This window comes from Stenotrophomonas sp. EMP41 (assembly GCF_047495535.1).
GTDB lineage: Bacteria > Pseudomonadota > Gammaproteobacteria > Xanthomonadales > Xanthomonadaceae > Stenotrophomonas > Stenotrophomonas sepilia.
Genome location: NZ_CP179923.1, coordinates 4,241,541 through 4,263,853 on the forward strand (window position 1 = coordinate 4,241,541; position 22,313 = coordinate 4,263,853).

The 22,313-nt window shown below is 68.0% G+C and carries 20 protein-coding genes; 13 read left to right on the forward strand and 7 right to left on the reverse strand.

Going from position 1 to position 22,313, the window contains the following annotated elements; genetic code table 11:
* The first annotated feature begins 127 nt into the window (after positions 1–127).
* Together ACMGRF_RS19380 and ACMGRF_RS19385 are read left to right on the forward strand one after the other, a co-directional pair.
* Entirely contained in the window at positions 128–715 is a 588-nt protein-coding gene (locus tag ACMGRF_RS19380; protein WP_049413624.1) for an O-methyltransferase, read from the forward strand.
* 107 nt (positions 716–822) lie between these two features.
* The gene (locus tag ACMGRF_RS19385) at positions 823–1,590 is read left to right on the forward strand and encodes a pseudouridine synthase (protein ID WP_414485496.1); all 768 of its coding nucleotides are present in this window, start codon (positions 823–825) and stop codon (positions 1,588–1,590) included.
* An 81-nt stretch (positions 1,591–1,671) separates the two neighbouring features.
* Here ACMGRF_RS19385 and ACMGRF_RS19390 read toward each other — a convergent pair whose 3' ends face one another.
* Positions 1,672–2,199 carry a DUF2059 domain-containing protein gene (locus ACMGRF_RS19390; protein ID WP_049413620.1) on the reverse strand — a complete coding sequence of 176 codons (528 nt, stop codon included), beginning with the start codon at positions 2,197–2,199 and terminating at the stop codon, positions 1,672–1,674.
* Positions 2,200–2,332: 133 nt separating this feature from the next.
* On the opposite strand from ACMGRF_RS19390, the gene arfB reads away from it, so the two are divergent.
* The 3 genes from arfB to dcp all read left to right on the forward strand — a co-directional run bounded on the left by arfB (position 2,333) and on the right by dcp (position 5,638).
* Positions 2,333–2,764 carry an alternative ribosome rescue aminoacyl-tRNA hydrolase ArfB gene (gene arfB, locus ACMGRF_RS19395; RefSeq protein ID WP_005420755.1) on the forward strand — a complete coding sequence of 144 codons (432 nt, stop codon included), beginning with the start codon at positions 2,333–2,335 and terminating at the stop codon, positions 2,762–2,764.
* Between the two features lie 4 nt (positions 2,765–2,768).
* Positions 2,769–3,371: a lysophospholipid acyltransferase family protein gene (locus ACMGRF_RS19400; protein WP_049413619.1), complete on the forward strand. Its 603-nt coding sequence runs from the start codon at positions 2,769–2,771 to the stop codon at positions 3,369–3,371.
* Between the two features lie 110 nt (positions 3,372–3,481).
* Positions 3,482–5,638, forward strand: coding sequence for a peptidyl-dipeptidase Dcp (gene dcp, locus ACMGRF_RS19405; protein ID WP_099488103.1), 2,157 nt, complete (start codon positions 3,482–3,484; stop codon positions 5,636–5,638).
* A gap of 116 nt (positions 5,639–5,754) precedes the next feature.
* Here the strand turns inward: dcp and ACMGRF_RS19410 are convergent, their stop codons facing one another.
* Complete coding sequence (locus ACMGRF_RS19410) at positions 5,755–6,201, reverse strand: 3-dehydroquinate dehydratase (protein WP_004153636.1); 447 nt, start codon at positions 6,199–6,201, stop codon at positions 5,755–5,757.
* A 3-nt stretch (positions 6,202–6,204) separates the two neighbouring features.
* Positions 6,205–6,606 (reverse strand): hypothetical protein, encoded by a 402-nt coding sequence (locus ACMGRF_RS19415; protein WP_019661885.1) that lies wholly within the window; start codon positions 6,604–6,606, stop codon positions 6,205–6,207.
* A gap of 274 nt (positions 6,607–6,880) precedes the next feature.
* On the opposite strand from ACMGRF_RS19415, the gene lepB reads away from it, so the two are divergent.
* Both lepB and ACMGRF_RS19425 read left to right on the forward strand, forming a co-directional pair.
* Entirely contained in the window at positions 6,881–7,507 is a 627-nt protein-coding gene (gene lepB / locus ACMGRF_RS19420) for a signal peptidase I (RefSeq protein WP_099496102.1), read from the forward strand.
* Positions 7,508–7,632: 125 nt separating this feature from the next.
* On the forward strand, positions 7,633–8,889 hold the full coding sequence (locus tag ACMGRF_RS19425) for an MFS transporter (protein ID WP_414485497.1): 1,257 nt from the start codon (positions 7,633–7,635) through the stop codon (positions 8,887–8,889).
* A 94-nt stretch (positions 8,890–8,983) separates the two neighbouring features.
* Here the strand turns inward: ACMGRF_RS19425 and ACMGRF_RS19430 are convergent, their stop codons facing one another.
* On the reverse strand, positions 8,984–9,892 hold the full coding sequence (locus tag ACMGRF_RS19430; RefSeq protein ID WP_049439147.1) for a LysR family transcriptional regulator: 909 nt from the start codon (positions 9,890–9,892) through the stop codon (positions 8,984–8,986).
* 73 nt (positions 9,893–9,965) lie between these two features.
* Between ACMGRF_RS19430 and ACMGRF_RS19435 the strand changes: the two genes are divergently transcribed.
* On the forward strand, positions 9,966–10,265 hold the full coding sequence (locus tag ACMGRF_RS19435) for a hypothetical protein (RefSeq protein ID WP_134709090.1): 300 nt from the start codon (positions 9,966–9,968) through the stop codon (positions 10,263–10,265).
* 355 nt (positions 10,266–10,620) lie between these two features.
* Here the strand turns inward: ACMGRF_RS19435 and ACMGRF_RS19440 are convergent, their stop codons facing one another.
* Complete coding sequence (locus ACMGRF_RS19440; RefSeq protein WP_049410934.1) at positions 10,621–11,589, reverse strand: LysR family transcriptional regulator; 969 nt, start codon at positions 11,587–11,589, stop codon at positions 10,621–10,623.
* A 109-nt stretch (positions 11,590–11,698) separates the two neighbouring features.
* Between ACMGRF_RS19440 and aceB the strand changes: the two genes are divergently transcribed.
* The 4 genes from aceB to ACMGRF_RS19460 all read left to right on the forward strand — a co-directional run bounded on the left by aceB (position 11,699) and on the right by ACMGRF_RS19460 (position 18,667).
* Positions 11,699–13,321, forward strand: coding sequence for a malate synthase A (aceB, locus tag ACMGRF_RS19445; RefSeq protein ID WP_099488093.1), 1,623 nt, complete (start codon positions 11,699–11,701; stop codon positions 13,319–13,321).
* Positions 13,322–13,385: 64 nt separating this feature from the next.
* Positions 13,386–14,687, forward strand: coding sequence for an isocitrate lyase (aceA, locus tag ACMGRF_RS19450; RefSeq protein ID WP_049410939.1), 1,302 nt, complete (start codon positions 13,386–13,388; stop codon positions 14,685–14,687).
* 433 nt (positions 14,688–15,120) lie between these two features.
* Entirely contained in the window at positions 15,121–16,161 is a 1,041-nt protein-coding gene (locus ACMGRF_RS19455) for a sensor domain-containing diguanylate cyclase (RefSeq protein WP_049410942.1), read from the forward strand.
* Between the two features lie 13 nt (positions 16,162–16,174).
* Complete coding sequence (locus ACMGRF_RS19460; RefSeq protein WP_414485498.1) at positions 16,175–18,667, forward strand: putative peptide modification system cyclase; 2,493 nt, start codon at positions 16,175–16,177, stop codon at positions 18,665–18,667.
* Between the two features lie 7 nt (positions 18,668–18,674).
* Here the strand turns inward: ACMGRF_RS19460 and ACMGRF_RS19465 are convergent, their stop codons facing one another.
* Complete coding sequence (locus ACMGRF_RS19465) at positions 18,675–18,971, reverse strand: NHLP-related RiPP peptide (RefSeq protein ID WP_005420725.1); 297 nt, start codon at positions 18,969–18,971, stop codon at positions 18,675–18,677.
* Positions 18,972–19,109: 138 nt separating this feature from the next.
* Between ACMGRF_RS19465 and ACMGRF_RS19470 the strand changes: the two genes are divergently transcribed.
* Positions 19,110–20,276 carry a putative peptide maturation dehydrogenase gene (locus ACMGRF_RS19470; protein WP_134709091.1) on the forward strand — a complete coding sequence of 389 codons (1,167 nt, stop codon included), beginning with the start codon at positions 19,110–19,112 and terminating at the stop codon, positions 20,274–20,276.
* Between the two features lie 19 nt (positions 20,277–20,295).
* On the opposite strand, the gene ACMGRF_RS19475 is transcribed toward ACMGRF_RS19470, so the two are convergent.
* Complete coding sequence (locus tag ACMGRF_RS19475; RefSeq protein WP_414485499.1) at positions 20,296–22,311, reverse strand: acetyl/propionyl/methylcrotonyl-CoA carboxylase subunit alpha; 2,016 nt, start codon at positions 22,309–22,311, stop codon at positions 20,296–20,298.
* Positions 22,312–22,313 lie beyond the last annotated feature (2 nt).

A 22,313-nucleotide genomic window follows, 5' to 3' on the forward strand; every position in this document is an offset into this window, starting at 1 on the left:
GTGCACCGTCCCGCGTGAAGAAGGCGGGAACTATCGCAACCTCATCGGAGTACAGTCTTAAGACAAGTACGAAATGTGGTCGGACAGGCCACAATGCTTACCCTTGCTGCGGCAATTGAAAGAAGCGATGACGATGCGGCTTTCGGAATTGAAGAACGAACTGATGCACTTCGGTGCTGAAAACGACGCGCATGAAACCGAGCGCGCTCGGCGCATGCTCAACATCACGCCGGATACCGGTGAATTCCTGTCGGTGCTGGTGCGTTTCGGCACCGCGCGACGGGTACTGGAAATCGGCACCTCCAATGGCTACTCCACGCTGTGGCTGGCCGAAGCCGCCGCCGCCATCGATGGCCACGTGACCACGCTGGAATTCGCCGAGGACAAGGTGGCGATGGCGCGATCCACGTTCGCGCGCAGCGGGTTGGCCGCGCACATCACGCTGGTGCATGGCGATGCCGGGCAGTGGTTGGCAGGGGCCGCCGAAGGCAGCATCGACCTGCTGTTCCTCGATTCGGACCGCGGGCAGTACGCCGGCTGGTGGCCGCAGCTGCGCCGCGTGCTGCGGCCGGGGGGCCTGCTGGTGGTGGACAACGCCACCTCGCACGCGGAAGAGATGGAACCCTTGTGCCTGCTGCTGGATGCCGATCCGGACTTCAGCACCAGCGTGGTGCCGGTGGGCAACGGCGAACTGCTGGCCGTGCGCAACGCCTGATTGCCGTGCTGCCCGCGCGTGATCCGGTAGTGCCGGCTGCTGGCCGGCAACCGCCGCAATCCAACTGCCCGGAGGCAGCCGGCCAGCGGCCGGCTCTACCCCATTCAGTGCCCAGCCCCGATAATCCCGCGGTGAGCACCGAACCTGACACCCTCGCCGCGGTCGAGACTGAAACCGCGCCCCTGCAGCTGCTGCACCTGGATGAGCGCCTGGCCGTGGTCAACAAGCCCGCCGGGCTGATGGTCCACGACAGCAAGCTGGCCCGTGGCGAAGATGATTTCCTGGCCGACCGCCTGCGTGAGCAGCTGGGGCGGCCGATCTTCCTCGTGCACCGCCTGGACCGGGCGACCAGCGGCTGCCTGCTGCTGGCCTTCGACCGCGAGACGGCCGGTGCGCTGGGCAAGGCGCTGATGGGTGGCGAAGTGGCCAAGGACTACCTGACGGTCTGCCGGGGCTGGCCGGCCGAGCTGTCCTGGCGGGTGGACCATGACCTGGACGGCGGGCCGGGCAAGCCGGTGAAGAAGCCGGCGATCACCGATTTCCAGCGCCTGGCCACCGGCGAGCTGTCGGTGCCGGTGGGTGAATTCAGCAGCTCGCGCTACGCGCTGCTGCGCTGCCAGCCGCAGACCGGGCGCTTCCGGCAGATCCGCCGGCATCTCAAGCACCTGTCGCATCACATGATCGGCGATACCAGCCACGGCGATGGGCGCCACAACCGCATCTTCCGCATGCAGGGCGTGCACCGCATGCTGCTGCACGCCGAGCGCCTGCGCTTCCCGCATCCCGACGGCGGCGCCGTGGATGTCAGTGCGCAGCTGGACCGTGAATTCCAGAAGGCACTGGACCTGTTCGGCTGGCAGGTGGATACCGTTTGACGGAAGTGCCGGCCGCTGGCCGGCAGCTGCGTGATTCCAGATGTACTGGGGAGCCGGCCAGCGGCCGGCACTACCTCATTCTCATTTCTTTTCCGGCTCGTTGACGATCGCTTCCAGGTCTTTCTGCAGGTCCGCAAACAGCGGCTGCATGCGCGCCTGGATGGCCACCATCACGTTCTGCATCAGCGCCGGGGTCTTGTCCAGCAGGCTCTGGCCGGCCGCGCTCTCGTAGAACTCGGCCATTGCCAGCACGTCTTCCTTGCTGAAGGTCTTCTTGTACAGGTCCACGTACATCGGCCGCAGCTGCTGCCACGACATCGCCTGGCGCAGGGTCTGGCTGGTCCGGGCCTGGATCCGCTTCAGCTGTTCCTGCTGCTGGGCGGTGAGCTGGCGCTGCGCGGCCACCTGCTGGAACTGCTGCTGCTGCATGGCTTCGATCTGCGGCACCATGGTGTCGATCATGCTCTGCGCGCGCGAGGCCGACAGCAGGCGGTTGATGTCGCCGTCGGTCGGCGGGGCGGCCAGGGCCGGGACGCTGGCTGCGGCCAGTGCCAGCAGCAGGGCGGCGCGGCGCAGCAGGGACGGCAGGGCGGGTGCGAAGCGGGTCATGCGGGCTTCCTGCGGTACATGGGACCGCCAGCATACCCGCAGCCCAGGCGAAGGCGGCGTGTTCGGCGCCTGATCGGCGGCATACGGGGCGCGATGGCGCACTCCACCACGTGCCTGCCGCTACAATGCGCGGATGGGCAGTGGACCGGTCACCATCAGCGCGCAGCTTGAAATCCCCGACGGCGAGATCGTCGAGCGGTTCGTGCGCGCCAGTGGCGCCGGCGGCCAGAACGTCAACAAGGTGTCCACCGCGGTGGAACTGCGTTTCGACGTGGCCAACTCGCCCTCGTTGCCCGAACCGTTGCGCGCGCGGCTGCTGGCGCGGCGTGACCGGCGCATGACCGGCGAAGGCGTGCTGGTCATCGACGCGCAACGTTTCCGCACCCAGGATCGCAATCGCGAGGATGCGCGCGAGCGGCTGGCGGCCTTCATCCAGGCCGGGTTGAGCGTGCCCAAACCGCGCAAGGCCACCAAGCCGACCCTCGGGTCGAAACTGCGTCGTCTGGACGCCAAACGCGGGCGCGCGCAGATCAAGCGCGGGCGCTCATCACGTGACTGGGAGTGATTGCTTGAACAACCCGACTTCGTTGCTGCCGGCCGTGCCGCCGCAGATGCCGCAGGTCAAACCCAACGCCTTCCTGCGCTGGCTGGCGCGCTGCACCCTGCGCATGGGGGGCTGGAAGGTAACCGGCACCCTGCCTGACATCCCCAGGCTGGTCTTCATCATCGCCCCGCATTCGTCCAACTGGGACGGGCTGTGGGGCATGGCAGCGAAGATCGCGCTCGGCATGAAGGTGAAGGTGCTGGGCAAGGCGTCGCTGTTCTGGTGGCCGCTGGGCCCGCTGCTGCACCGGCTGGGCGTGATTCCGCTCGATCGCAGCTCGCCACAGGGCACGGTGGGCCAGGCGGTGGACCTGCTGCGCAACAACGAGAAGATGTGGTTCGCCATCACCCCCGAGGGCACCCGCAAGGCGGTGAAGGACTGGAAGGCCGGCTTCCTGAAGATCGCCCGGATGGCCGACGTGCCGATCCTGACCGCGTATTTCCACTATCCGGAAAAGACCATCGGCATCGGTCCGCTGTTCACCCCGAGCGGGGACGATGTGGCCGACATGGCTGCCATCCGCGAGTTCTACCGGCCCTGGATCGGCAAGACCCGCGGTACGGTCTGAGCCTGCCGCAGGCCGCCGCATAGACGCCACGTCCGGCACATGCCGGGCGAGCGCGACAGGAGTAGGGTGGAGGGCTGGTATCCATACCGTCTGCCCAAGGAGCGTTTTACATGTCGCGTACCGTAGTCCTGGCCGCCGCCATCAGCCTGGCGCTGGCGGCCTGTTCCGGCAAGGAGTCCACCCCCGTGTCCGATGCCCAGAAGACCCCGGCCCAGCAGCCGGCCGAAGCCTCCACCAATCCGCTGCTGAGTGCCAGCACGCTGCCGTTCCAGGCCCCGCCGTTCGACAAGATCAAGGACAGCGACTACCTGCCGGCGTTCGAAGAAGGCATGCGCCAGCACCTGGCCGACGTGCGCAAGATCGCCGACAGCAGCGAGCCGGCCACCTTCGACAACACCATCGTGGCGATGGAGCGCAGCGGCGAGACCCTGACCCGCGTATCGCGCATCTTCTTCGGCCTGGTCCAGGCCGACACCAACGATGCGCGCCAGAAGATCCAGGAAGAAGTGGCGCCGAAGCTGGCCGCGCACCAGGATGAGATCAACCTCGACCCGAAGCTGTTCGCGCGCGTGAAGTCGCTGTACGACCAGCGTGACACGCTGGAGCTGGACCCGGTGCAGAAGCGCCTGGTCGAGCACTATTACGATGGCCTGGTGCGCGCCGGTGCGCAGCTGTCCGACGCCGACAAGGCGACCCTGCGCAAGCTCAACGTGGAAGAGACCACCCTCTCCACTCAGTTCCATACCCGCCTGGTGGCCGCCACCGCCGCTGCGGCCGTCGTCGTCGACGACAAGGCCAAGCTGGCCGGCCTGGACGAGGGCGCAATCAACAACGCCGCGGCCGCCGCCAAGGAACGCAAGCTGGACGGAAAGTTCCTGCTGCCGCTGCAGAACACCACCCAGCAGCCGGTGCTCGGCTCGCTGAGCGATCGCGACCAGCGCGCCGCCGTGCTGAAGGCCTCGGAGACCCGCGCCGAGCGCGGCGATGCCAACGACACCCGGCAGACCGTGCAGCGCCTGGCCCAGCTGCGTGCGCAGAAGGCCAAGCTGCTCGGCTTCGACACCTTCGCCGACTACCAGCTGGGCGACCAGATGGCCAAGACCCCGGCTGCCGCGCTCAAGCTGCTGACCGACACCGTTCCCGCCGCCACCGCGAAGGCCCGTGCCGAAGCCGGTGAGATCCAGAAGGTGATCGACGCGCAGAAGGGCGGATTCCAGGTCGCCGCTTCGGACTGGGACTTCTACGCCGAGCAGGTGCGCAAGGCCAAGTACGATCTGGACGAGTCGCAGATCAAGCCGTACTTCGAACTGGACAACGTGCTGCAGAACGGCGTCTTCTACGCTGCCACCCAGCTGTACGGCATCACCTTCAAGCCGCGCACCGACATTCCGACCTACAACCCGGACATGAAGGTGTACGAAGTGTTCGACAAGGACGGCACCTCGCTGGCCCTGTTCTACACCGACTACTTCAAGCGTGACAGCAAGTCCGGCGGCGCCTGGATGGACGTGTTCGTCGAACAGGACGGCCTGACCGGTGCCAAGCCGGTGGTCTACAACGTCTGCAACTTCACCAAGCCGGCTGCCGGCCAGCCGGCGCTGATCAGCTTCGACGACGTCACCACGATGTTCCATGAGTTCGGCCATGCACTGCACGGCATGTTCTCGAACGTGAAGTACCCGTCGATCGCCGGCACCGCCACCTCGCGTGACTTCGTCGAGTTCCCGTCGCAGTTCAACGAGCACTGGGCGCTGGACCCGAAGGTGTTCGCCAACTACGCCAAGCACTACAAGACCGGCGAGGCGATGCCGCAGGAACTGGTCGACAAGATCCTTAAGGCGCGCAGCTTCAACCAGGGCTATGCGACCACCGAGTACCTGTCGGCCGCGCTGCTGGATCTGGCCTGGCATACGCAGAAGGCCGACGCACCGCTGCAGGATGTCGGCGCCTTTGAGGCCAGCGCGCTGAAGAAGTTCAAGGTCGACCTGCCGCAGGTGCCGCCGCGTTACCGCACCACCTACTTCGACCATATCTGGGGTGGTGGTTACTCGGCCGGTTACTACGCCTACTTCTGGGCCGAAGTGCTGGACCATGACGCCTACCAGTGGTTCACCGAACACGGTGGGCTGACGGCGGCCAACGGCCAGGAGTTCCGCGACAAGATCCTCTCGCGCGGCAACAGCGTGGAGCTGTCGACCCTTTACCGCGATTTCCGCGGCAAGGACCCGTCGGTGGAACCGTTGCTGAAGTTCCGCGGGCTGAAGTGAGAAACAGAAAACGGCGGGGGCAACCCCGCCGTTTTTCTTTCTGTAAAGCCGAGCCCACGCTCGGCTGATGGCTCCTGGAAAGGCAGCCGAGCATGGGCTCGGCTCTACACACAGCGTTACGTCCCCACGTGCACGCGGTTCGCCTGTTCGGCCAACCCCAGGTGATCCAGCGCGATATCCAGCGCCAGCACATAGCTCTGCGCGCCATACCCAGCAGCGATGCCCAGGCGCTGGCCGACACCGGCCGGCAGGCACGGTTCGGCCACTGCGCCGTCGTCATGCACCTCTACGTACGCGTTGTGCAGATAGGGCAGCAGCCGCTGCAGGCGCAGACTGTTGGCACACGCACCCGGGTCAAGCAGGGTCACCTCGCCGCGGCTGTGGTCGGCCACGCGCAGCGCGTCCAGCAGTTCCTGCTCCGAACCGCAGGCACGGATCGCCACGCTGGTGCCGGCGTCGATCGCGCGGTGCACCAGTGACTTCAGCACCGGTGCCGGCAGCGGCATCGCGGTTCGGATCAGGGCGCCGGCGGCTTCCGGGCCGCGGATGATGAAGATCGACATGACTCAGCCCTCCTGTGCCAGGCGGCGGCCGACGATGGCCAGCGACAACGGGTAACCGGCCTGCTGGCTGCGCTGGTCGACCACCACGGCGGCGGGGCCGTGCTGCAGGCGCAGGCGTGCATCCAGACCAGGTTCGCTGGGAGCCTGCAACTCGATGTACTGCGCCGGCAGCCGTTCCAGCGCCGCCTGCAGCGCGCCACCTTCGGCCTGCCATTGCGCCTCGTCGGCGGCACCGACATCCAGCAGCACCCAGTCGGCCGATCGCGCCTGCGGCTGGCACAGGCACTGGCGCACCTCGGACAGGCTGGCGCAGTCGCTGCACAGCACGCGATGGCCGGCCAGCTGTGCCGGCAGTTGGGGACGCGGTGCCGACGAAGAGGCGTGGCGGATCACCAGGAGGGTCATACAACACCTTGCGGAATGCGCCCTGTGGCGCGGTGGGCACACGATGCGCGTGCTGCCCGTAAAGGTGCGATGCCCGCGGCCGGGCCGGGGCGTAAAACCTGCGTAACCCCTTTGTAGCGCCGAGCCCACGCTCGGCTTGTTCTTTGTAGCGCCAGGGTTGCCAGGACTGGGGCGCAGAGCAGCCGAGCGTGGGCTCGGCGCTACAGGAGCGCGGCGCGGGAACCTCTCCCGCCCGGATGTGGTCTGATGCAGTCACCCCAACCCGGAGCCCGTCATGGATGCTGTTGCCCGTCCCCCCTTTTCCCAACGCGCCGTGGCCTGGCTGAAGAAGGAGGCATTGCCGCTGCTGGTGATGCTCGGCCTGCTCGCCGCCGCCCGCGATACCCTGGCCAACCATTACGTGGTGCCGAGTGGCTCGATGCAGCCGACCCTGCAGCCCGGCGACCGGGTGGTGGTGGACATGCGCGCCTATGGCCTGCGCCTGCCGTTCACCAACACGGAACTGATGGCGACCGGCACCCCGCGGCGTGGCGAGGTGGCGGTGTTCGACTCACCGGCCGACGGCACCCGCCTGATCAAGCGCGTGGCGGCGGTGGCCGGTGACCATGTGCAGATGCGCGAGGGCCATCTGAGCATCAACGGCCAGCCGCTGCAGATGGCCGACCTGCAGGACGTGGAAGCCTTCGGCGAGCGCCGTGCCCGCCTTGATCTGGACATGGGCGGCGGTCCGGACATCGCCGACCTGGTGGTGCCGGCCGGCAAGGTGCTGGTGCTGGGGGACCACCGTGGCAACAGCTTCGACGGCCGCTTCTTCGGCTTCGTCGACGCCGACAAGCTCTATGGCCGCGCGGTGGCGGTGTACTACCGCCGCGGTGACGGTTTCGAGTGGCAACGGCTGTAAGCTGAATTGATACTTTTTGTATATCAATCCTGATCTATCAGGTTATGGATCGACTGGATCGACGGGCCTAGTCTGAGGCCCGTTCCCTCCCATGCCCGGCCGTCCCCCACCGGCCCATCGATCCCATGACTGGCGAAACCGCGGCGGCCGTCGAATGCCGGCCCCACACCGTCGACTCCAGCGCCGAGACGCGCATCCAGCAGGGTACGCCGGCCTTCCGCCGCACCGCGCTGGCACTGTTCCTGGCCGGCTTTTCCACCTTCGGCCTGCTGTATACCGTGCAGCCGCTGCTGCCCGAGTTCAGCCGCCACTTCGGCGTGTCGGCCGCCGGCAGCGCGATGTCGCTGTCGCTGACCACCGGCACGCTGGCGGTGGCAATGCTGTTGGCCGGCCTGCTGTCCGACGCGGTCGGCCGCCGCCCGTTGATGATTGCCGCGCTGCTGGCCTCGGCCATGCTGTCGCTGAGCACGGCGCTGGTGGATGACTGGACCACGCTGCTGCTGCTGCGCACCCTGCTCGGCCTGGCGCTGAGCGGCGTGCCGGCGGTGGCGATGACCTACCTGGTCGAGGAAATGGACAGCCGCGCGCTGGGCCTGGCGATGGGCCTGTACATCGGCGGCAACGCCATCGGTGGCATGAGCGGGCGCCTGCTGGCCGGCATCATCGCCGATCACTGGGGCTGGCGCTGGGGCATCGGCGTGGTCTCGATCATCGCGGTGGCCAGCACCGTGCTGCTGTGGCTGCAGCTGCCGCCGTCGCGCCACTTCCATCCCCGTCGTGACGGCCTGCGCCAGTTGCCGTTGCGCTGGCGCCTGCTGTTCGCCGACCCAGGCCTGCCGTGGCTGTTCGCCACCTCGTTCGTGCTGATGGGCGTGTTCGTCACCCTCTACAACTACCTGGGCTACCACCTGCTGGCGCCGCCGTACCACCTCAGCCAGACCGTGGTCGGCCTGATCTTCAGCGTGTACCTGGTGGGCACCTTCAGTTCGGCGTGGATGGGCCAGCAGGCCACGCGCTACGGGCGCGGCCGCATCCTGTCGATCTCGTTCGCGCTGATCGGCGCCGGCATCGCGCTGCTGGCAATGCCGTGGCTGAGTGCGATGGCACTAGGTATCGCGCTGGTCACGTTCGGCTTCTTCGGCGGCCACTCGGTGGCCAGCAGCTGGGTTGGCAGCCGCGCTGGTGCGATGCGGGCGGAAGCCTCGGCGATGTACCTGTTCGCCTACTACCTGGGATCCAGCGTGCTGGGCGGGGTCGGTGGCCTGGCCTATGCGGCCTGGGACTGGCTGGGCGTGTGCGCGTTCGCTGCCGTGCTGACCCTGATCGGGGGCGGCATCATCTGGGCGCTGCAGCAGCGCGCCCCGCAGCCGGTCACCGCGTGACCCAACGCGTACGGTAGTGCCGGCCGCTGGCCGGCATGCCGGCCCATGTGGGGTTGCCGGCCAGCGGCCGGCGCTACCCGGGTGGAGTGCACGCCTACCCTTCGGCGAACGCTCCGCGCAGCAGCCCGGCGAAGTTGCGGATCAGCGGCGTGACGCGCTCGCGATGCCACGCCAGCTGCACCTCCGAATGCGCCCCGGCGTCGGCCAGCGCGACGAAGCGTGCGCCTTCCACCCGGATGTGGTCGCAGGACGATGGCAGGATCGCCGCGCCCAGCCCGGCGGCGGCCAGACTGATCAATGTCGACGCCTCGCCGGCCTCCTGCACGATGCGCGGCGTGAAGCCCGCGGCTGCGCACAACGCGATCATGTGGTCGTGGATGCCCGCGCCGGCGCTACGGCGGAACGCTACGAACGGCTCCTGCGCGAAGTCGCGCAGCGACAGCGTGCCCTGCCTCGACAGCCTGCGCAGGGCAGGGTGGTCGGCGTGCACGATCAGCGCCAGCGGGTCGACGAACAGGCTGTGCGCCACCAGTTCCGGCGGCAGCGCGCGCTTGCGGATGATGCCCACGTCCAGTGAACCGTCGAGCAGCGCGTCGATCTGCTGCAGCGTGTTCATCTCGCTCAGCTGCAGCCGCACCTGCGGGTACTGCTGACGGTAGCGCAGGATCGAACGCGGAATCTGCGGAGACAGCGGCGTCGCCCGGGTCAGACCGATATGCAGTTCACCCTGCTCACCACGCTGTGCACGCTGCACCTCGTCCACGGCCGTTTCCACCTGCTGCACGATGGCGCGCGCGCGCTCCTGCAGCAGTTCGCCCGCAGGCGTCAGCTGCACGCGACGATGGCTGCGCACGAACAGGCGCGCCCCGATCAGTTCCTCCAGCTGGCGGATCTGCTGGCTGAGCGGCGGCTGTGACATGCCCAGCCGCTCCGCCGCCTGGCCGAAGTGCAGCGTATCGGCAACGGCAAGGAAGTAGCGTAGGTGGCGGAGTTCGATGGACATGCAGCAGCGGCAGATGACACGCCCGGTCGGCCTGCCTATCTTACGGGCAGGAACCTGTAACGGCCGGAGCTCCATGACTCGCGACCCGACAATCCATGTCGAGTGGCTGGATGCTTTTCTGATCTGGGCTGAAAACCATGGCACTGCCACGCGCTGCCGCCCGACAGAAAAGCCTGCCGGTACCCTCGATATCGACACTGAGCACGTTGTTTCCAACATCACCTACTGGAGCTCGGGCGAGTGCGATGCAGCAATCCTCGACGTCAGCTCGGGGCAGTCGGTCTACCAGCGCAGCTGGAGCGACCTGCAGCCGGCTGATTTCGACACGGCCTTCGCGCCGTGGTTGGCCATCGTGCGCGGCCACAGGACGTAATCGCCATCGGCGTGAGTTTCACATTGGGTTGGATCGCGGCGAAACGTCAGGCGTCGCAGTGATGGAGTCAGAGCCCGTTGCGCAGCAACGGGATCCGACCCCGTGCCGACCAACGGTCGGCACCCACCAACGGCCGCGACTCAACTGTCAGAGGCGGGGCGGTGTGGGTGGGCAGGACCGTTGGCGCCATGGATGGCGCCATCGAGCCCCCATGGATGGGTTTACGGCGTGTCCTGACCACCCACACCGCCCCGCCATCCCACGGAATGCCCGCTGTTGCCGTTGCCGTTGCGGTTGCTGTTGCTGTTGCTGTTGCTGTTGCCGGCCAGCGGCCGGCACTACCACAGGTGCACCCCTACCGCTCCGAATGCCCGCTCTGATCGTAATCGCGCGGACTGAACAACTCCGGCTGGATCAGCTCGATGAACGCCCGCGCCTGCGCCGACAACGCCTTGCCCCGGCGCACGATCACCCCGTAGCTGCGCTCGGGGAACCAGCGCTTCATCGATCGCGCCGCCAGCCGCTCGTGGTCGGCCTCGTTCAGGCACAGCGCCGGCACGATGGAAATGCCCATGCCCATCGCCACGTACTGCTTGATCACTTCCCAGCCCCCCACCTCCAGCGCCACGGTGTAGGCGATGCGGTGGCGCTGGAATACCTGGTCGACCAGCCGGTAGGTGATCTGCCGCTTCGGTGGCAGCACCAGCGGATAGCGCGCGATGTCGGCCAGCTCCAGCTCGGCACCGCTGGCCAGCGGATGGTCATGCGGCGCGATCAGCACCTGTTCGAAGCGGTAGGCCGGCGCATAGCTGAGGTCGGCCGGCACATCGGTCATCGAACCGATCGCCAGGTCGGCGGCATCCTCGCGCAGCAGGTCGGTGCCGTCGGCGCTGATCGCGTTGTGCAGAGTCAGGCGCACGTCCGGGTGGTGCAGGCGGAAGCGCTCGACGATCTTCGGCAGCAGGTACAGGATGGTCGAACTGTTGGCGGCAATGTTCAGCTCACCCGCGTCCAGGCCGCGCACCTTGTCGCGGAAGCGCGCCTCCAGCCCGTCCAGGTTCTCCACCAGCGGCTGCGCCATTTCGTACAGCAGCTGGCCCTCGCGGCTGGGCACCAGGCGGCGCCCGCTGCGCTCGAACAATGGCACCCCCAGCTCCCGTTCCAACGCCTGCAACTGCAGGCTGATGGCCGGCTGGCTGACGAACAGCGCCTCAGCCGCCCGTGAGACCGAGCCGAGGCGCACGGTCTGGCAGAACGCGCGCAGCGGCTTGAGCCGGTCGGATTTGTAGGAAAAACGAGGACTTGGCGAGGCGCGTGTGCTCATCGTGTAACGAGTATTAGCACAATTTATGTAAAACATTGCAAAAACTGTTTTGCCAAATACTGAGGCCCGGCGGCACCGTGGAGACGTTCCCCACCGCTGGAGTCGCCCCATGTCCGCCGTCGCTTCCGCTGTTTCCACCCCTGCCAGCAAGGCCACCCCCGGTATCGCCCTGGCGACCCGCGTGGCCGGCCAGGACATCGTGCTGCCGGCGCCGCTGCTGGCCCTGCTGGTGTCGCTGCACCGTGCGGTGGAACCGGGCCGGCAGGCACGGCTGCAGGCCCGCCGCGAGCGCCAGGCGTTCTTCGACCAGGGCGGCCTGCCGGACTTCCGCGAAGACACCACCGCGATCCGTAGCGGCGACTGGCGCGTTGCGCCGCTGCCGGCCGCGCTGCAGGACCGCCGCGTCGAGATCACCGGCCCGACCGACCCGAAGATGGTGATCAACGCGCTGAACTCCGGCGCCAAGGTGTTCATGGCCGACTTCGAGGATTCGACCTCGCCGACCTGGCGCAACCTGCTGGCCGGCCAGCAGTCGCTGGCTGCGGCGGTGCGCGGCGATCTGGAATACACCGCCCCCAATGGCAAGCACTACACGCTGCGCCCGTACGACGAACAGGCGGTGCTGATCGTGCGCCCGCGTGGCTGGCACCTGGACGAGAAGCACGTACGCGTCGACGGCCAGTTCCTCGCCGGTGGCCTGTTCGATGCGGCGGTGTTCGCCTTCCACAACGCCCGCACCCTGCAGGCGAAGGATCGTGGCCCGTACTTCTACCTGCCCAAGCTGCAGAGCATGGAAGAGGCGGCGCTGTGGGAGACCGCGCTGTCGCACATCGAGGGCATGCTCGGCCTGCCGCACGGCCAGATCAAGGTGACCGTGCTGATCGAAACGCTGCCGGCGGTGTTCGAGATGGACGAGATCCTGCACGCGCTGCGTGATCGCATCGTCGGCCTGAACTGCGGGCGCTGGGACTACATCTTCTCGTACCTGAAGACCTTCCGCCGCCACGCCGACCGCGTCCTGCCCGAACGTGGCCAGGTGACCATGACCCAGCCGTTCCTGAAGGCCTATTCGGAACTGCTGATCCAGACCTGCCACCGCCGTGGCGCGCATGCGATGGGGGGCATGGCCGCGCAGATTCCGATCAACAACGATGCCGCCGCCAACGAACAGGCGATGGCCCGCGTGCGCGCCGACAAGCTGCGCGAAGTCAGCGCCGGCCACGACGGCACCTGGGTCGCGCACCCGGCGCTGATTCCGGTGGCGATGGCGATCTTCGACGAGCACATGCCCGGTCCGAACCAGCACGGCGTGCTGCGCCAGGACGTGCGCGTCGGCCGCGACGAACTGATCGCGCGGCCGCCGGGCACCATCACCCGCGCCGGCTTCGAAGGCAACGTGGAAGTCTGCGTGCGTTACCTGGCGGCGTGGCTGGATGGCAACGGCTGCGTGCCGATCCATCACCTGATGGAGGACGCGGCCACCGCCGAGATCAGCCGCAGCCAGTTGTGGCAGTGGCTGCATACGCCCGGCCAGCAGCTGGATGATGGCACCGCGATCGACCAGGCCCTGCTGGATTCCACCCTGGCGCAGCTGCCGGCACGGCTGGGCGATACCACCGCGCTGCCTGGTGGCGCACGCATCAGCGAGGCCATCGGCCTGCTCGGCGAACTGAGCCGCAGCGACGAACTGACCGATTTCCTGACCCTGCCGGCCTACGCGCGCATCGACTGACTGCCGCCCGCGTCTGCCGCCGTTTCCCTCCCCGCTGCACGCACGAACCGAACTGGAGAAAGACATGAGCAAGCTGCCCACTGCCGAACAGATCCAGCACGACTGGGATACCCACCCGCGTTGGGAGGGCATCCAGCGCAACTACAGCGCCGCCGACGTGGTGCGCCTGCGCGGCACCGTCCACATCGAGCATTCGCTGGCCCGCCTGGGCGCCGAGAAGCTGTGGGCGTCGCTGCACGAGCGCGAGTTCGTCAACGCGCTGGGTGCGCTGACCGGCAACCAGGCCATGCAGCAGGTCAAGGCCGGGCTGAAGGCGATCTACCTGTCCGGTTGGCAGGTGGCGGCCGACGCCAACCTGGCCGGGCAGATGTATCCGGACCAGTCGCTGTACCCGGCCGATTCGGTGCCGGCGGTGGTCAAGCGCATCAACAACACGCTGCTGCGCGCCGACCAGTTGCACCACGCCGAAGGCAAGGATGACATCGACTTCCTGCAGCCGATCGTGGCCGATGCCGAGGCCGGCTTCGGCGGCGTGCTCAACGCCTTTGAACTGATGAAGGCGATGATCGAGGCCGGTGCCGCCGGCGTGCACTTCGAGGACCAGCTGGCCTCGGTCAAGAAGTGCGGGCACATGGGCGGCAAGGTGCTGGTGCCGACCCGCGAGGCCATCGAGAAGCTCAACGCCGCGCGCCTGGCCGCCGACGTGCTGGGTGTGCCGACCCTGCTGGTCGCGCGCACCGATGCCGAAGCGGCTGATCTGCTGACCAGCGACATCGACGGCAACGACAAGCCGTTCACCACCGGTGAGCGCACCGTCGAAGGCTTCTACAAGACCCGCAACGGCCTGGACCAGGCGATCAGCCGCGGCCTGGCCTATGCGCCCTACGCCGACCTGGTGTGGTGCGAGACCGGCAAGCCGGACCTGGAGTTCGCACGCAAATTCGCCGAGGCGATCCACGCGAAGTTCCCCGGCAAGCTGCTGGCCTACAACTGCTCGCCCAGCTTCAACTGGAAGAAGAACCTGGACGACGCCACCATTGCCAAGTTCCAGCGCGAACTGGGCAGCTACGGCTACAAGTTCCAGTTCATCACCCTGGCCGGGTTCCATGCGCTGAACTACGGCATGTTCAACCTGGCCCACGGCTACGCACGCCGCCAGATGAGCGCGTTCGTGGAACTGCAGGAAGCCGAGTTCGAAGCGGCCGAGCGCGGGTTCACTGCGGTCAAGCACCAGCGTGAGGTTGGTACCGGCTATTTCGACGCGGTGACCCAGGCGATCCAGCAGGGCCAGTCCTCGACCACCGCGCTGACCGGCTCGACCGAGGAAGAACAGTTCCATGGCGGGCGCAGCGAACGCGCGGCGTGATGCGGCGCGCCGCGTGATCCGGTAGTGCCGGCCGCTGGCCGGCAATCACAGGATGCTCCCAGCGCGGCGTGGCAGCCGGCCAGCGGCCGGCTCTACCGCCTCGAAATCCGATCAGGGTGGCCAGGGAAGGGCCAGGCAACGCCGGCCGGTCGGGGGACCTGCCGGCGTTGTTGTATCGATGCAAGGGTGCAGCCAGCGGGCAGCGTCAATCAGGCGCACCCCGGGTTCCGGCAACTTGGCCGAATCCCTGTGAAACCCGGCATCGAATTGATCCAGCAGGGGTTTTGCCCGGGCACCCGTGACCAGAACGGGCCACCACCGATCTTCACATCAATCAAGATCGGCAGAAGGGCCAAAATGAGATAGGGCGCACACTTTAAAGCGGTGCTATGCTCCGCGGCTCACCAGGGGACGCTGGCGGCGGGTGCAGGGAATGACCGGCAGGGGTGCGGCCGAGAACAGTGACATGACGACAGGTATCGCCCGGGTGGCGATGGCCGAGATCGTGCACGCGCTGTTGTCAGATGCCGAGGTGGCATTGTTCGCCAGATTCGCCCGCGCATGCAAGCTCCGTGCCGGGCAGTGGCTGTTCCAGCGTGGCCACCGCGGCGAGCGCATGTATGTGATCCTCGAGGGCCAGATCGAACTGGACTTCGGCGAGGACCTGGTGATCAAGACACTCGGGCAGCATGAATTCTTCGGAGAACTGGGCCTGCTGGTCGGCGACCACCTGCGCAGCGCCAGCGCGCGCGCGCTGGTCGACTGCGATGTGCTGGAACTGGGGCCGGCTGATTTCCACCGGCTGGTCGAATCCGATCCGGGTCTGGTGGCCTACTTCCTGCGCCGCACGATCATGCGCGTGCTGGCCAACGAACAGGCCCTGATCAGCCAGCTGCGCCGGCGCAACCACGATCTGGAAACCGCGCTGGACAACCTCTACATCACCACCCACCAGCTGACCCACACCCGCGAGCTGGTGCGTACCGATGAACTGACCGGCCTGCACAACCGCCGTGGCCTCACCCTGTACCTGCAGGAGTGCCGCGAGCGTGCCGAGGGGCCGCCGCAGGCGCTGCTGCTGATCGACTGCGACCGTTTCAAGCAGATCAATGACCGCCACGGCCACCAGGCCGGCGACCGGGTGCTGCAGAGCATGGGCAACATCCTGCGCTCGATGGCTGGCGAACAGGACCTGGCCTGCCGGCTCGGCGGCGACGAGTTCTGCCTGATGCTGCGCCGTGGCAACCGCGAGATCGTGCAGCACGCTGCCGAGTTCATCCTCAGTGCGGTGCACGGCCTGCTCGAGCGCAGCCACGGTACGCCGCATGTAAGCCTGGTCAGCATCGGGGCCAGCCTGCTGGATGCCGACGCGGGCTGGAGCGAGTGGTATGCCAGCGCCGATCGGGCGCTGTACCGGGCCAAGCGTGATGGCGGCAACTGCCTGCGCTGGGTGGATGATCCGGACGGCCAATAGGGAGATGCAGGCGATGAATGGCGACAACGGAACGTCAGCCCCGCATAGCCCACAGCTACGCGCCCTGCTGTTCACTGATCTGTGTGATTCGCTGCAGCTGGTCGAGCGGATCGGCGACGTGGCGGCGGCGAACCTGTTCCAGGAACACGACCGCCTGGTGCTGGTGCTGCAGCACCGCTGGAATGGCCAGCTGATCGATCGTTCGGACGGCCTGTTCATGCTGTTCGAGCGCGCCATCGATGCCCTGGGCTTCGCCCTGGACTACCAGCGCGAACTGCATGCGCTGGGCCAGCAGCGTGCGATTGAACTGCGCGCACGTGCCGGCCTGCATGTGGGTGACGTGCTGACCTGGGAAAACAGTGCCGAGGCGGTCCGCGCCGGCGCCAAGTCGATGGAAGTGGAAGGCCTGGCCAAGCCGATGGCGGCGCGCCTGATGATGCTGGCCCGGCCCGGCCAGATCCTGTTGTCGGCGGTAGCCGAATCGCTGACCCGCCGTGCCACCGATGCGTTGGGGGAGCGCGGCACGCGCCTGTTGTGGAAGTCACACGGGCGCTGGCGCTTCAAGGGCGTGCCGGTGGTACAGGAAGTGATCGAAGTGGGCGAGATCGGCTCCGCACCGCTGCGCATGCCGCGTGCCAATGCCAAGGCCCGCCGCGACCTGCCGTTGTGGCGGCAGCCGCTGGTGCTGGCCGCGGAAGGCTTGGTACTGACGGTGGTGGTGCTGGGCGGCTGGCTGCTGCTGCGGCCGGAACCGGCGATCGCGTTCGCCGAGCGCGACTGGGTGGTGCTCGGTGATGTCGACAACCTCACCGGCGACCCGATCTTCGACGACTCGATGCGGCACGCCATCCGGATTGCGCTGGAGCAGTCGCGCTACGTGAACGTGCTGTCGGAGGGCAAGATCCGCGAAAGCCTGGAAATGGCGCGGCTCTCGGGCGATACCCGGCTCAGCCGCGATACCGCGGCCAACGTGGCGGTGCGGGAAGGCGCGCGCGCCGTGCTGCTGCCGACGGTGCGGCAGAAGATCGGTGGCTACGAGCTGGCCATCGATGTCGCCGCACCCGGCACCGGCCAGGTGATCCAGACGTTCACCGCCACCGTGGATCGATCCGACCAGATGGTGTTCGCGGTGGACGACGTGGTCGGACGCCTGCGTCGCGGACTGGGCGAATCGGTGGCGAGCCTGGAACAGTCGTTGCCGCTGCCGCGGGCATCGACCCAGGACCTTCGCGCACTGCGGGCGTTCGCGCTGGCCGAGAATGCACTGGGCCAGCGTCGCTTCGAGGAGGCGCGCAACCTGTACCAGGCGGCGATCGATATCGATCCTGGTTTCGCCCTGGCCTACATGGGCGTGGCCAAACTGCATGCGCGCGTCGAAGAAGGGCGGCGTGCACGCGAAGCCATGCAGCATGCGCTGGACCTGCAGGATCGGCTGCCGCCACGCGAGCGGCTGTACCTGAAGGCCTGGATGGCCGAGCTGGAGCCGGGAGGCTGGGCGCTGGAGCAATGGCGCACGCTGGCCAAGGTCTATCCGGATTCGTTCGCGGGGCTGTCCAACACGTCCTGGTACCTGCTGCAGGCCAACCAGTTCAGCGAGGCCGAACCCTATGCGCGTGCGGCCGCAGTGCCGCAGGATCCGCTGCGGCTGTATCCGCTGGTCCACCTGGTGCGGATACAGATCGCTGCCAACCAACCGCAGCTCGCTGCCGAAACGCTGGCCCAGGCGCAGGTCCTGCGCGGTCGCGATGATGCCGATGAGACCGGCGTGGATGTGCTGGTGGCGCAGGGACAGTACGCGAAGGCCGCGCAGCTGTTGCCGCAGATCCACGCCAGTGATGGCCTGCAGGAGCGGATGAAGCTGCGTGCGCAGTTGTTGCTGGCTGCTGCGCAGCGCGATTGCGCGGCCATGCAGCAGGCGATACGTGAAGATGCAGCGGCGCCGACGCTGATCGACCTGCAGGTGCAGCAGCGCCTGCAGCACGCCAGCGTGGCGGCGCTGTGCCCGAGCGCTGACCGTGCCGGGCTGCAGGCCATTGCGGCGCTGCTGCAGCCGATGCTGCAGGAGCGTGATGATCCCATGCTGCATGCCCGTGGCCTGCAATGGCTGGCGCTGGTCCACCTGGCGCAGCGGCAGGGCCAGTTCGAACTGGCCAGGCGTTGGCTGGACGAGCAGCGGCCCCTGCTGCGCAGCCTGCGCAGTCCGGTCGCGGACCGCTGGCTGCGCATCGTCAGCGCCATGGATGAGCTGCAGAGGCAGCGGCCCGAGGCGGCCCGCACCCTGATCGAGCCGATGCTCGATGGCAGCGAGCCGGTGCAGGCGCACGTCGTGCTGCTGCTCGCGCTGCGTGCGCAGGGCGATGAAGCCGCCGTACGCCGCCAGCAGGCCTGGCTGGCCCAGCATCGCGGCCAGGCCATTGCCGAGGTCACCGCCCTGCAGGTGTGGCAACCGCTGAACGTGCATGACGTCTCCACGTGGGGCACGCCGGCCACGGCCGGCGCACCCTGATGGCGGGTCAGCCGTCGATGCGCTCGCCGACCTTGCCGGCTTCGAAGCAGAACACCACGGTCATGGCCGCCACCGACCCGGACAGGTGGGCCTGCAGCCCGTCACGCACCTGGCTCAGCTCTTCGACCGAGGCCAGGGTGCCGATCTTCATGCAGTCGTTCTCGCCAACGGCACCGTCCAGCCCGATCGAGGCCAGCGCCTTGGCTGGCGACGCGGTGAAGTGGCTGCGGAAGTCGTCATTGCCGATCAGGTGGTCCAGCAGGAGGCTGGCGTCTGCGGCGGAAAGGCGGGGATGGGTGCTCATGGGGATCGTCCGTAGGTGGAGTTTCTCGTATCGGCCGCGACAGCCTGCCATTGAGGGCCGCGCTGTGCACATCGCTAAAGTTGGCCGCGCCGCGGTCGTTGCTGCTATGCCGGTTGTGCGGCAGAAGGAAGGAAACCCATGCGCCTGCGCCGCTGCGCCAGCCTGATGTTCGAGCCCCGCGAGGCAGTCACCCTGGACCTGCGCGCGATGCTGGCCGGCCATGCCGAGATGGACAGCCAGATCAGCTGGGTGGCGCTGGCCGCGCATCTGGACCAGCCACTGCCGGTGGACGCCGAGGAGCGCCAGCTGCTGGGCGAGCTCAGCGCGCACCGCTGGAGCGAACCGCCCGCCGATGCCTCCCCGGCGATGCTGGCCCGCCTGGTCGAGCAGGGCCTGCTGCTGACCGACCCGCCGAGCGAGGTGGGGCACCAGCTGCGCGACGAGGCGCTGCGGCGCAGCCAGTGGTGGCCGCTGGCTGCACTGGCCCATCGCCATGCACGCTGGCAGGCCGTGGACAGCGTGGAGGACATGCGCCGGCAGGGGTTGGACACCGCTGCCGGCCTGCGCCAGCGCCTCGGGCCGCCACCGCCGGTGGTGCAGCCCATGCAGGGCGACTACCAGCCGCTGCCGCGCAGCGAAGAGGCCGCGTTCGACGCACTGCTGGCGCGCCGCACCACCTGCCGCAATTTCGACCCGCAGCGCGCGCTGCCGCTGCCGCTGCTGGCCCAGGTGCTGCAGCGCACGCTGATGGCGCACGCGGTGCAGAAGGTCGAGCGCGATACCGAGTTCCTAAAGAAGAACGTGCCCTCCGGCGGCGGCCTGCATCCCACCGAAGGTTTCCTGCTGGTACAGAACGTAAAGGGGCTGGCACCTGGGCTATACCACTACCACCCCGTGCAGCACGCGGTACTGCCGTTGCCCTCGCCGCCGCCCGATGCATTGCCGGCGCTGGCGCGGCGGATGCTGTCCGGGCAGGCGTGGTTCGCCGATGCGCCGGCGCTGCTGGTGCTGGCGCCGCGCTATGACCGCTGCTTCTGGAAGTACCGCAACCACGCCAAGGCGCATCGTGCGGTCACGCTGGATGTCGGCCACATCTCGCAGCTGCTGTATCTGTGTGCGACCGAGCGCGGGCTGGCGGCGTTCGTGACAGCGGCCATCAACGATGCCGATGTCGATCGTGCCTTCGGCTTCGACGGCATCGGCCAGAGCGCGATGGCCATCTGTGGCCTGGGCTGGCGCAGTGCCACGCTGGGCACGGCCGAATTCGATCCCGCCGGGCGGGTTGCAACGGGCGACGACCGCTGAGCGGTCGCCACCCCGGCGTTCACGTCGCTTCGAAATCGACCAGCACCGCGCCGTCGCCGACCTGGTCACCGGCCTTGGCGCGGTAGCCCTTCACCATGCCGTCGGCCGGTGCCTGCAGGGTGTGCTCCATCTTCATCGCTTCCAGCACCACCAGCGGCGTGCCGCGCTTGACCTCGGTACCGGCGGCGACCAGCGTGGCCACGATCTTCCCGGGCATCGGTGCCAGCAGGCTGCCGGCATCGGCCACGGCGTGGTCCGATTCGCCCACCGGATCATGCAGGGTGAAACGGTGCTGGCCGTCGGTGCCGAACAGGTACAGCTGGTCACCGTCGCGCAGCAGCTGCAGCGACCCGCGGCGGTCGCCCAGCTGCACCGCCAGCCCCCGCTCATCGGCTGTGCCGATCACCTGCACGGGTGCTGCGTCATCGCACTGCACACGCCAGCCATCGGCCTGCGCCCACACCTTCAGCGTGTGCCGGCGTTCGCCCTGCTGCAGCGGCAGCACGCGCGGCGCGGGCGCGCCAAGGCGCCAGCCGTCCTGCGCCTGCCACGGCGAATGCGGGTCGCGCGCATCGCTGGCTGCACCTGCAGTAGTGGCCACGGCGGCCACCGCCGCCAGCAGCCACAGCGCATCATCGCTGTCACCCACCCGGCTCAATGCGGCCTGCTCGCGTTCGATCAGCGCGGTATCCAGCTTGGCGTGGGTAAACGAATCGGTGTTCACCAGGCGGCGCAGGAAACCGGCATTGGTGGTCACGCCCACCACCTGGCAGTCGGCCAGGGCCTGGCTCATGCGGCGCAGCGCGGCGTCGCGGTCCACGTCCCAGACGATCAGCTTGGCAATCATGGGATCGTAGTACGGCGTGATGCTGTCGCCTTCCTCGACACCGGTATCGACGCGCACGTGGGCCGACGCGGCCGGCAGGCGCAGGCGGCGCAGGGTGCCGGTGGACGGCAGGAAGCCGCGGTCGGCGTCTTCGGCATACAGCCGCGCCTCGATGGCGTGGCCGTGGATCGCCAGCTGCTCCTGGCGCAGCGGCAGCGGCTGGCCCGAGGCCACGCGCAGCTGCCACTCCACCAGGTCGGTGCCGGTGATGTACTCGGTGACCGGGTGTTCGACCTGCAGGCGGGTGTTCATTTCCATGAAGTAGAAATCGCCGTCCGGGCCGGCGATGAATTCCACCGTCCCGGCACCGACGTAGCCCACCGCGCGCGCGGCATCGACCGCGGCCTTGCCCATCGCAGCACGGCGTTCGGGGCTCATGCCCGGGGCGGGCGCTTCTTCCAGCACCTTCTGGTGGCGGCGCTGCACCGAGCAATCGCGCTCGAACAGGTAGACCGCATCACCGTGGCTGTCGCCGAACACCTGGATCTCGATATGGCGCGGGCGCTCGACGTACTTCTCGACCAGCACATGGTCGTTGCCGAATGCCGAGGCGGCCTCGCGCTGGCAGCTGGCCAGTGCATCGACGAAGTCCTCGCTGCGTTCGACCTTGCGCATGCCCTTGCCACCGCCACCGGCGCTGGCCTTGATCAGTACCGGGTAGCCGATGGCATCGGCCTGCGCGCGCAGGAACGCCGGTTCCTGCTGGTCGCCGTGGTAGCCCGGCGTCAGCGGCACACCGGCCTTGGCCATCAATGCCTTGGCGGCGCTCTTGTCACCCATCGCGCGGATCGCGCTGGCCGGCGGCCCGATGAAGGTGACGCCGGCGGCGGCGCAGGCATCGGCGAAGTCGGCATTCTCGGACAGGAAGCCGTAACCCGGGTGGATCGCCTGCGCGCCGGTCAGGCGTGCGGCGTCGAGCAGCGCGTCGCCGCGCAGGTAGCTCTCACGCGCGGCGGCCGGGCCGATGTGGATGGCCTCGTCGGCCAGGCGTACGTGGCGTGCATTGCGGTCGGCATCGGAATACACCGCCACGGTGGCGATGCCGAGGCGGCGGCAGGTGGCGATGACGCGGCAGGCGATTTCGCCGCGGTTGGCGATCAGGACTTTGGTGAACATGGCAACGGGCTTCATGGGAGCGTGCTCGGTCATGG

Coding starts and splice junctions, on each gene's coding strand:
- ACMGRF_RS19455 (WP_049410942.1), top strand. CDS start 15,121: ATGACCGGCAGGGGTGCGGCCGAGAACAGTGACATGACGACAGGTATC.
- ACMGRF_RS19415 (WP_019661885.1), bottom strand. CDS start 6,606: ATGACCCTCCTGGTGATCCGCCACGCCTCTTCGTCGGCACCGCGTCCC.
- aceA (WP_049410939.1), top strand. CDS start 13,386: ATGAGCAAGCTGCCCACTGCCGAACAGATCCAGCACGACTGGGATACC.
- ACMGRF_RS19425 (WP_414485497.1), top strand. CDS start 7,633: ATGACTGGCGAAACCGCGGCGGCCGTCGAATGCCGGCCCCACACCGTC.
- lepB (WP_099496102.1), top strand. CDS start 6,881: ATGGATGCTGTTGCCCGTCCCCCCTTTTCCCAACGCGCCGTGGCCTGG.
- aceB (WP_099488093.1), top strand. CDS start 11,699: ATGTCCGCCGTCGCTTCCGCTGTTTCCACCCCTGCCAGCAAGGCCACC.
- ACMGRF_RS19440 (WP_049410934.1), bottom strand. CDS start 11,589: ATGAGCACACGCGCCTCGCCAAGTCCTCGTTTTTCCTACAAATCCGAC.
- ACMGRF_RS19460 (WP_414485498.1), top strand. CDS start 16,175: ATGAATGGCGACAACGGAACGTCAGCCCCGCATAGCCCACAGCTACGC.
- ACMGRF_RS19390 (WP_049413620.1), bottom strand. CDS start 2,199: ATGACCCGCTTCGCACCCGCCCTGCCGTCCCTGCTGCGCCGCGCCGCC.
- ACMGRF_RS19410 (WP_004153636.1), bottom strand. CDS start 6,201: ATGTCGATCTTCATCATCCGCGGCCCGGAAGCCGCCGGCGCCCTGATC.
- ACMGRF_RS19470 (WP_134709091.1), top strand. CDS start 19,110: ATGCGCCTGCGCCGCTGCGCCAGCCTGATGTTCGAGCCCCGCGAGGCA.
- ACMGRF_RS19430 (WP_049439147.1), bottom strand. CDS start 9,892: ATGTCCATCGAACTCCGCCACCTACGCTACTTCCTTGCCGTTGCCGAT.
- ACMGRF_RS19465 (WP_005420725.1), bottom strand. CDS start 18,971: ATGAGCACCCATCCCCGCCTTTCCGCCGCAGACGCCAGCCTCCTGCTG.
- arfB (WP_005420755.1), top strand. CDS start 2,333: ATGGGCAGTGGACCGGTCACCATCAGCGCGCAGCTTGAAATCCCCGAC.
- dcp (WP_099488103.1), top strand. CDS start 3,482: ATGTCGCGTACCGTAGTCCTGGCCGCCGCCATCAGCCTGGCGCTGGCG.
- ACMGRF_RS19435 (WP_134709090.1), top strand. CDS start 9,966: ATGACTCGCGACCCGACAATCCATGTCGAGTGGCTGGATGCTTTTCTG.
- ACMGRF_RS19475 (WP_414485499.1), bottom strand. CDS start 22,311: ATGACCGAGCACGCTCCCATGAAGCCCGTTGCCATGTTCACCAAAGTC.
- ACMGRF_RS19380 (WP_049413624.1), top strand. CDS start 128: ATGACGATGCGGCTTTCGGAATTGAAGAACGAACTGATGCACTTCGGT.